At 69.9% G+C, this 8,156-nt stretch carries 9 protein-coding genes and 1 tRNA gene; 2 read left to right on the forward strand and 8 right to left on the reverse strand.

The window, feature by feature from the left end; translation table 11 throughout:
• Positions 1-647: 647 nt before the first annotated feature.
• The 6 genes from ACK5IN_RS01890 to ACK5IN_RS01915 all read right to left on the reverse strand — a co-directional run bounded on the left by ACK5IN_RS01890 (position 648) and on the right by ACK5IN_RS01915 (position 5,634).
• On the reverse strand, positions 648-941 hold the full coding sequence (locus ACK5IN_RS01890) for a DUF2804 domain-containing protein (protein WP_416894538.1): 294 nt from the start codon (positions 939-941) through the stop codon (positions 648-650).
• Positions 898-2,706 (reverse strand): glycoside hydrolase family 2 protein, encoded by a 1,809-nt coding sequence (locus ACK5IN_RS01895; RefSeq protein WP_416894539.1) that lies wholly within the window; start codon positions 2,704-2,706, stop codon positions 898-900. The genes ACK5IN_RS01890 and ACK5IN_RS01895 overlap by 44 nt, the downstream gene beginning before the upstream one ends.
• Positions 2,703-4,022 carry an MFS transporter gene (locus ACK5IN_RS01900; RefSeq protein WP_416894540.1) on the reverse strand — a complete coding sequence of 440 codons (1,320 nt, stop codon included), beginning with the start codon at positions 4,020-4,022 and terminating at the stop codon, positions 2,703-2,705. Before ACK5IN_RS01900 ends, ACK5IN_RS01895 begins: the two co-directional genes overlap by 4 nt.
• Positions 4,023-4,114: 92 nt before the next feature.
• Positions 4,115-4,188, reverse strand: a tRNA-Arg gene (locus tag ACK5IN_RS01905).
• A 78-nt stretch (positions 4,189-4,266) separates the two neighbouring features.
• Complete coding sequence (locus ACK5IN_RS01910; protein ID WP_416894541.1) at positions 4,267-4,824, reverse strand: asparagine synthase; 558 nt, start codon at positions 4,822-4,824, stop codon at positions 4,267-4,269.
• Positions 4,825-5,235: 411 nt separating this feature from the next.
• Positions 5,236-5,634, reverse strand: a complete 399-nt coding sequence (locus ACK5IN_RS01915; RefSeq protein ID WP_416894542.1) for a DUF5684 domain-containing protein — start codon at positions 5,632-5,634, stop codon at positions 5,236-5,238.
• Positions 5,635-5,687: 53 nt separating this feature from the next.
• Here ACK5IN_RS01915 and ACK5IN_RS01920 point away from each other — a divergent pair, with 53 nt between their 5' ends.
• A complete protein-coding gene (locus tag ACK5IN_RS01920; RefSeq protein ID WP_416894543.1) occupies positions 5,688-6,077 on the forward strand; it encodes a hypothetical protein in 390 nt (129 codons plus the stop codon).
• On the opposite strand, the gene ACK5IN_RS01925 is transcribed toward ACK5IN_RS01920, so the two are convergent.
• Positions 6,056-6,274, reverse strand: a complete 219-nt coding sequence (locus ACK5IN_RS01925; protein WP_416894544.1) for a hypothetical protein — start codon at positions 6,272-6,274, stop codon at positions 6,056-6,058. The genes ACK5IN_RS01920 and ACK5IN_RS01925 overlap by 22 nt on opposite strands.
• Positions 6,275-6,310: 36 nt before the next feature.
• Entirely contained in the window at positions 6,311-7,543 is a 1,233-nt protein-coding gene (locus tag ACK5IN_RS01930) for a trans-sulfuration enzyme family protein (RefSeq protein WP_416894545.1), read from the reverse strand.
• Positions 7,544-7,657: 114 nt separating this feature from the next.
• On the opposite strand from ACK5IN_RS01930, the gene ACK5IN_RS01935 reads away from it, so the two are divergent.
• The coding region (locus tag ACK5IN_RS01935; protein WP_416894546.1) for an Lrp/AsnC family transcriptional regulator at positions 7,658-8,156 on the forward strand (499 nt) is incomplete at its 3' end.

The following is an 8,156-nucleotide window of genomic DNA, read 5'->3' on the forward strand; positions in this document are numbered from 1 at the left end:
ACGCTGCAGGGACCTCGTCACGATCGGGGGTGGCGAGCCGGTTGCTGAGACTCGCGCGCAGCTCTGCCCGACGTGGTGCACGTCGCCGTGGTCGCGCCCGGCGGGCGCCGCGCGGCGCCGGCGTCCGCGGGCCCCAACTCGCCCCGGACGGTGTGACGATGCAGAGCCATCATGGCCTGATCGTGGCAAGTCCGGCCTCGACGTGGGTGCAGCTTGCGGCATCCCGCTCCCTTCGCGATCTCGTCGCCGCCGGGGACGCGCTCGTCACCGTCCCACGCGATGAACGCGGACGCAAGCTCCCCGCCGAGGCTGCTATCGCGACATGGGGCGAGCTCGGCGACGCGGTCGCTACGCTTCGGCGGCGGGGTGCGCGCAGGCTGCGCCGTGCCCTCGAACTGGTGCGCGTAGGGTCGTCGACATCGGCGACAGCGACGGGAGAAAGCTCGGGCACAGCGAGCTGGTGCACCCGGAGTACCGGACCGTGGTCGAGTACGAGGGCGACCATGCGTCCGTGCCCATGCACCCGCACGTGTACGCCTCGCTTTACGCGCCACGTTTCGTGGGTCGAGGCCGCAGAACGCGGCAAGTGAACAATAGTGAGCGCACGCGACGCACGGGGCACGAGCGAGTGCGCGGGCAGCACGAGCTCAGAGCACACACAGCACCCGCGTTCGCCGAGAGCGAACGCTCAACGGCGTGAACGTGGCGTCCAGCCCACCGTCGGCGATGCGCCACGGCTCGCCCCAGCGCGCGATGCCGCACTCCCCCGTCAGTTCGCCGTGGATCTCGTGCAGACTCCCGTCGACGAGGAACACGTTCTCGGTCAGCCCATCGCCTCGTAGTTGAGCCGCCCGTTGGGCAACGTCAGCGACACGGGCTCGGTCAGTTCGCACTCGATCACGAGACCTCCCCTCCCGCGGCGAGGCGAGTGGATGCCGCACCTCGCAGCCGATCGTTGATCGCCCGCATCCGGTCCTGGTCGATCTTCACGAAGCACCGGTCGTACGTCACGAGCCCGTTGACCTCGTCTTCGACATCCGACAGCTGCGTGTACACGGTGGCGCCGAGTCCCCGCGCGACGGCCCGTTCGATCTCACGCGTGTGCAGCCGCTCGACGGCATCGGCCCAGGCGGCGCGGCGTCGGTACACGCGATACCCGAACGTCTTCTCGCCCCATGACCTGCCCGGCACCGCGAGCGAGTAGCCGCCGTACTCGGTCACCGCCAGCACGCGATCGTCGCGCCGGCGCGGCACCCGCACCGGGCGGAAGTAGATGTGCAGGCTCTGCAGGTCGCCGGCGCCCTGGTCGTGCCACCCGCTGGCGTGGTCGACGGGCCGGGTGGGGTCGAGGTCGCGCACGAGCGCGGTGATCCGGGCCGCGTCGAACTGCCCCCAGCCCTCGTTGAAGGGCACCCAGAGAGAGATCGAGGGCACCGACCGCAGCTGCTCGATCATCTCCACGAGCTCGTCTTCGAACTCCGCGCGGCCGGCCGCATCCTCGCGCCCGAACCGGTCGTAGCGGCCGTCGTCGATGGCGGGCACCCCGAACGCGGGGGCGGTGATCACGAGCGGCTTGTAGACGGTGCCGCCGTTGACGGCGTCCTGCCAGACGAGCATGCCGAGCCGGTCGCAATGGTGATACCAGCGCATCGGCTCGACCTTGATGTGCTTGCGCAGCATCGTGAACCCGAGGCGCTTGGCAAGGCGGACGTCATACTCCAGCGCCGCATCCGACGGCGCCGTGTACCCGCCGTCGGGCCAGTACCCCTGATCGAGCAGGCCGACCGGCAGGTAGGGCGCGCCGTTGAGCAGCAGTCGAGGGTGCCCGCGCTCATCGCGCCCGACGCCGAACGAGCGCATGCCGACGTAGGACTCGACCCGGTCGTCGCCGACGGTGATCGTCACGTCGTAGAGGAACGGGTCCTCCGGCGACCAGGCGCGCACCGGGGTGGGCAGTCGCAGACGGGTCGGGATGCCGGCGGCCACCGTATCTGCCACGATCACCTCGCCGTCGGCACCGACCTCCACCCGTGCGTGGCTACCGTGCGCGCTGTGCACGGTCACCTCGATCTCGCCCGTGGCCAGGTGGGGGGTGAGGACGAGCCCGTCGACCGCCTCCCGCGGGACGATCTCGAGCCACACGGTCTGCCAGATGCCGGACTGCGGCGTGTACCAGATACCCCCGCGCTTGCTGGACTGCTTGCCGCGCGTGTGCCACGAGGCATCCGTCACATCGCGCACCGCGACGACGAGCTCGTGCTCGTCCGTCGCGGCGAGCGCCGCAGTGATGTCGAGGGCGAACGGCAAGTAGCCGCCGACATGCCCGCCGACGTCGGTGCCGTCGACGGCGACGCGGCACGACTGGTCGACCGCGCCGAAGTGCAGCAGCAACCGGTCGCCCTCGCTCAGCTCGCGCGGCAGGGCGAACGAGCGGCGGTACCAGAGGGTCTCGTCGGCGCCAAGGCTGCGGTCCACACCCGACAGCGGCGTCTCGGGCGAGAACGGCACGACGATCTCGTACGGCCATGCGGTCGGCGGCCGCGTCGGGTCGGCGACCGTGGCGGCTCTCGCTGCGCGGGCGGTGAACGCACAGTTCCACACGCCGTTGAGGTTGTGCCAATCGCCGCGCACGAGCTGGGGACGTGGGTAGTCGGGCAGCGGGGCGTCGCGGTCGAGGTCGCGCCCCCAACGGGTGAGCATCGTCATGCGTCGACCCCCAGACGCACCCGCCGGCGCAGTACGAGCACCGGGATGACGACCAGCACGGCGACGAGCGCCGCGGTCGGGAAAATCCACGGTGTGGGCACCTGCTTGATGACGCCAAGGTCTTCGTACGTCTCGTTGGCGCCGACGATCACAGCCGCGCCGACGGCCGGCCCGATCACCATCGGGATGAGGACGACGAAGATCATGCGCAGCCCCTGCACCATGCCGACGCGATCGACGGGCGTGTGGTCCCGCACGGCCGCCGAGATCGAGGCGGTCGCCAGCAGGAACCCGGCCATCATGAGCGTGCCGAACACGATGATCACCAGCAGCTCGCGGGCGACGAACATGCCGATCAGGCCGACGATCATGATCGCCGTGGCCGGCAGCACCGCCGTGAGTGTGCCGATGCGGTCGATCACCCGGCCGCCGAGCACGCTGACGACCGCGGCGAGAGTGAGCACGCTGGCGAGGATGATCGCATACCCGTCGATCTGCAGATACCGCTGGATGTAGATGATCAGGTACGGGAAGAACACCTGCGACGCCGTGCCGACGATCGCCCATGCCGCGAGCAGAATGTAGAGGCCGGCGTAGGCACGCACAGTGCTCGGGCGCAGTCCGTGCACGAGCGCGGCGAGGTAGCCGTCGGTCGTGGTCTGGATGCCGGGGGCATCCTTCACGACGAACCAGGCGACCACGCCGACGGCGGCGGTGGCCAGTCCGATGATGCCGAAGAACAGCCTCCACTCCCCCGCCTGGGTGAGTCCGTCGAGGGCGCCGAACACGAGCAGCATCGACATGAGCGGCAGGATCGCCAGCACACCGTCGACACGGCCGCGGTTGGCGGGGACGGTCGAGTCGGTCACCCAGGCGTTGAACGCGGCATCGTTGGCGCCCGAACCGAAGAACGACATGACGCAGTCGAGCACCACGATCGCGATCACGGCGAGACCCACGACCTGCGCGGCCGCGCCGCCGGCAGCTGGCTGGACGAATCCGAACGCCGCCGTCGCCAGCCCCCACAGCACGTAGCCGACCGAGATGAACACGCGGCGCCGGTGCACTTTGTCGGACCACGCGCCGACGATCATCGTCGCCAGGGTCGCGGCGACCGCCGAAGCCGCCACCAGCACGGCGATGACGGTGGGATCGGTCGTGATCGTGTCGTAGACGAACACGTTCAGGTACATGTTCTCGACGGTCCAGGCGAGCTGGCCGACGAACCCGACGAGCACCACGACGACCCACGTGCGCGGCGTGACCGGCGGGAGTCTGCGGGTGCGCGCGGGCGCGTTGGGGGGATCGGGCGGCATCGGCATCCTTGCTCGTGTTCCGGTTCGGGTCACTGCGCTACATCAGGTGCGGCGCGTAGCCGGAGACGAGAGAACCGGGCCTTCACAAGATGCGCGCCTCGAGGGATTCGAACCCCCGACCTTCTGATCCGTAGTCAGATGCTCTATCCAGCTGAGCTAGAGGCGCATGGCCTGCGCATCGCGCGGGCCGTCGTCCAGAATACCTTACGCGGCGGGGTGTCGCGAACACCCCGCCGCCGCAGTGCTACTCCGCGGGCAGGTGCCCGAGCTTGCGCTGCCGGGCCTCGAGGCGCTGCAGGTCGATGAGGGCCACCGCAGACATGCGTGCATCGCGCATTGCGCTGTACTCGGGATCTGCGTCGGGCCGCATGCCCTCGGCCTCGAGCCGCCACGAGAGGTTGCCGGCGACGTCGGCCCACGCAGACTCGCGGGCGTCCTCCACGAGCCGCATCACCGTGCCCGGGTCGGCCGCGTACCCGCGCAGCGCGCGTGCCACGCCCTCATACTGCTTCTGGCGGCGGCGCAGGTTGCGGGTGTCGCGGTCACGATAGTCGTGCGTGCCGTCGGGGTCGCTGAACCGCCCCCATGCCTTCTTGCGTTGGTGACGCGCCCGCTCCCCGGCGGCGTCCTGTTCGTCGGCCAGCCCGACCAGCACCTCGCGGGCCGTCGCAGCGACGGCATCGGGAATGAAATCAGCACCCTGCGCGAGCGTCTCGACCAGGATCACGTTCTTCACCGCCAGGCGAGCAGCCGCCCACGCGATCTGGAGGCCCTCGGCGACGGCTTCATCTGTGCGACCCACCGCCTCACCCCCTCATCACAAGGGTACCGCCGGAAGACCTGTCCCCTCACTCCCCGAGCGCAGCGACGATGGCTGCGCTGCGGCGCACACGGGTCTCCACTGCCTTGGCCGACTCGACCGCGGGACAGGCGATGCGTGACGAGTGACCTCCGCGGTCGCACCGGGCCTGCCTGGACGAGCCCGGTGCTCGGCATCGAGCGAACCGTCCAAGGTGCCGAACGACGGCGGTGCCGCGCGAGGACGGTCAGAGCGGCCGCCGGTAGCGACAGCGCGAGTGTCAGGAGTGCGAGCGAGAACTCCCGGCGGACGAGACGAGGACGGATGCCGCGGGCCGGCCATGCTCGTCACCACGGTCATGCCCAGGAGTCGCTGCGACCCCCTGGCGACCCTCCTGTGGTGCGGGTGCCGGGATCAGGCGGGCTTCGTATACCGCGCCTGGCCGAACCCGATGATGAAGTACCCGATCGGTGCGATCAGCCACAGCAGGAAGAACGAGAACGCGCCGCCCTTGCCGAAGTTGGCGCCGACCTTCACCGCCACCACGATCCCGAAGATGATGTTCACGACCGGGATCAGGTAGAGCAGACCGAGCCACGCCGACATGCCGCCGACCTTGACGAGGATGAAGGCGTTGACGATCGGGATGATGGCGAGGATGCCCGGCCAGCCAGCCTTCGAAAACGTGCGCCACATCGCCACTGCGAGCAGGATGTAGTACGCAATCCCCACGACCGTCCAGCTCACTCCTGTGCCGGTCGAGGCGCTGATGGGCACGATATCGACGTTGGTCAGTGCAGAGATAAGGTTCACGTGCTGAGCATAGCGACGATCGCGTGCGCCGCGCGAGAGGCACAATGATCGGGATGAGTGCGCACGGCGACGATCCCCGCGAAGCGGCGGCACACTACCGTGTCAAGCGCGAGGCGCGCGAGCGCGGCGAGGAGCCCAATGTGGAGTGGATGCCATCGGCATCCACTCCATGCAACCCGACAGCGCTGGAGCGCTCAGCCGTGATCGAAACCGAGATGCAGCAGGCGATCCGCCGCGTCGTCGAGGCGCGTCGGCAGCTGCTCGGCGGACCGCCCATGATAATGCCGACGCGTGACGTCGACACCGCCGTCGCCGCGTGGCATCGCCGGCGCGACGAACGACGACGCGCCGATCAGGCCGCGCGACAGCGCGCAGCCGAAGAGCCCGCGCCGACGCCCCCGGAGGTGGTGGCGCCGCTGAGTCAGAGCGCTTCGATGCGCTGACGCAGCTCGTCGACCTTGTCGGCGGGGAGCTTGTCGCCGGCCATCTGCAGCAGCTTGTCGACGGGCATCCCCTTGACGAACGCCACCATCGGGTTGTGCGGCAGCTCGGGAACGACCTCATCGATGATCGCGCGGGCGTCCCGGTCGTCCAGCAGGTGCTGCAGCGTGGTGATGGTGAGGTCGAACTTGCCGGGCATCACAGCTCCTTCGGACAGGGATGCGCCCCAGCATATTCAGGCCGACACGTGTTGCGCGTGCACCGCCCGTGTGTCGCCGGTGGCGACCGCGAACGCCCGGTCGAGGTCGGCGATGAGGTCGTCGGGGTCCTCGAGTCCGATCGACAGGCGAAGCACGTCGGCCGAGGGCCGCGCCTCGGGCGGCACCGGGCGGTGGGTGAGTGCCGCCGGGTGCTGGATGAGCGAATCGACACCGCCGAGCGACACCGCGTGCGTGAACAGCTCAACCGTCGACGTGACGGTGCTGGCGGCCTCGTAGCCGCCCGCGAGCGAGATGGCGATCATCGCGCCGGGGCCGCGCAGCTGGGCGCCGAGCAGACCGCGCGGGTCACCGTCCATGCCCGGGTAGTGCACGGTGCGCACGGCCGGATGCGTGGCCAGCCACTGGGCGATGCGCTGCGCGTTCGCCTGTTGCGCACGCATGCGCGTGGGCAGGGTCGCGAGGCCCCGGTGCAGCAGGTAAGCACCCAGTGGGTGCAGGATGCCTCCCGTAATCGCGCGCACGCGGCGCAGCGCCGCAGCGCTCTCCTCGTCGCACGCGATGACGCCGGCGACGACGTCGCCGTGCCCGCCCAGGTACTTCGTCGCGCTGTGCAGCGCCAGGCGTGCACCGAGGTCGAGCGGGTTCTGCAGCACGGGCGTGGCGAACGTGTTGTCCACGAGCACCGGCACGTCGCCAGCCTGGGCGACGACGGCCGCGATGTCGACGAGGTCGAGCGTCGGGTTGGCGGGTGTCTCAAGGATCACCAGTGCCGTATCGGGGCGGATGCTGGCGCCCACCTCGTCCTCCGCGCAGAACGTGGCCTCGACCCCCAGCAGTCCCGAGTCGAGCAGGTGATCGGTGCCGCCGTACAGCGGCCGCACCGCGACGACGTGACGCGTGCCCGTCGTGCCACCGTCTCCCGCAGCGGTGTGGGCGAGGATGGCGGCGGTCATCGCGGCCATGCCCGACGAGAAGGCCACCGCCGTGGCGGCGTGCTCGAGCTCGGCGAGCGCATGCTCGAACCTTGCCACAGTGGGGTTCCACAGTCGCTGGTACACCATGCCGCCCTCGGGCAGCGGGTAGCCGCCGGTGGCCATCGCCTCGTACGAGTCGCCGCCGTGCTCGATGTCGGGCAACGGATTCGTCGACGACAGGTCGATGGGAGCGGCGTGCACGCCCAGGGCCGCGAAGTCCTCGCGGCCGCTGTGGACGGCGACGGTGTCAGGGCGCAGAGGACGGTCGGTCATACGTCCACCGTGCCTCACGGCGCAAACAATCGCGATGCAGGTTGTGTCGAGTGCGTATGCTGGCGGGAGTGAGTGGGTTTTTGAGCAAGAATTGACGTCGGGAGGAGGCATCCCTTGTCGAATCCGCAATCGCCTGTGCGCGCCGCATCCACCGCCCTCGATGATCTCGATCGCGCGATCCTTGCGACGATGCTGGACGCACCGGAGCTGACCACGAAGGTGCTCGCGCAGCGCGTCGGGGCGGCCGAGTCGACGTGTGCCTACCGGCTGCGCGCGCTGCGACAGCGCGGCGTGATCACCCCCGGGTCGCCCGTGCTCGATCTGGCCGCGCTCGGCCGACCCCTGCAGGCGGTGATCCGCGTGCGCATGGGCGGCCACACGCTCGACGGCGTCGACACCGTCTTCGACGCCCTGGAGTCCACGCCCGGCGTGCTGCAGGTGTTCCACGTGTCCGGTGGCGACGACTTCCTCGTGCACGTCGCCGTGGCCGATGCCGGCGCCCTGCGCGACATCGTGCTCGAGCACATCACCGTGCACCCCGCTGTGCGCGCCACCGAGACGCAGATCGTGTTCGAGCGGCGCGAGGGGGCCGGTGCGCGGCCCGACCTGCGGG

The sequence above is a fragment of the Microbacterium sp. genome, assembly GCF_047971895.1.
In the GTDB taxonomy this organism is placed as follows: domain Bacteria; phylum Actinomycetota; class Actinomycetes; order Actinomycetales; family Microbacteriaceae; genus Microbacterium.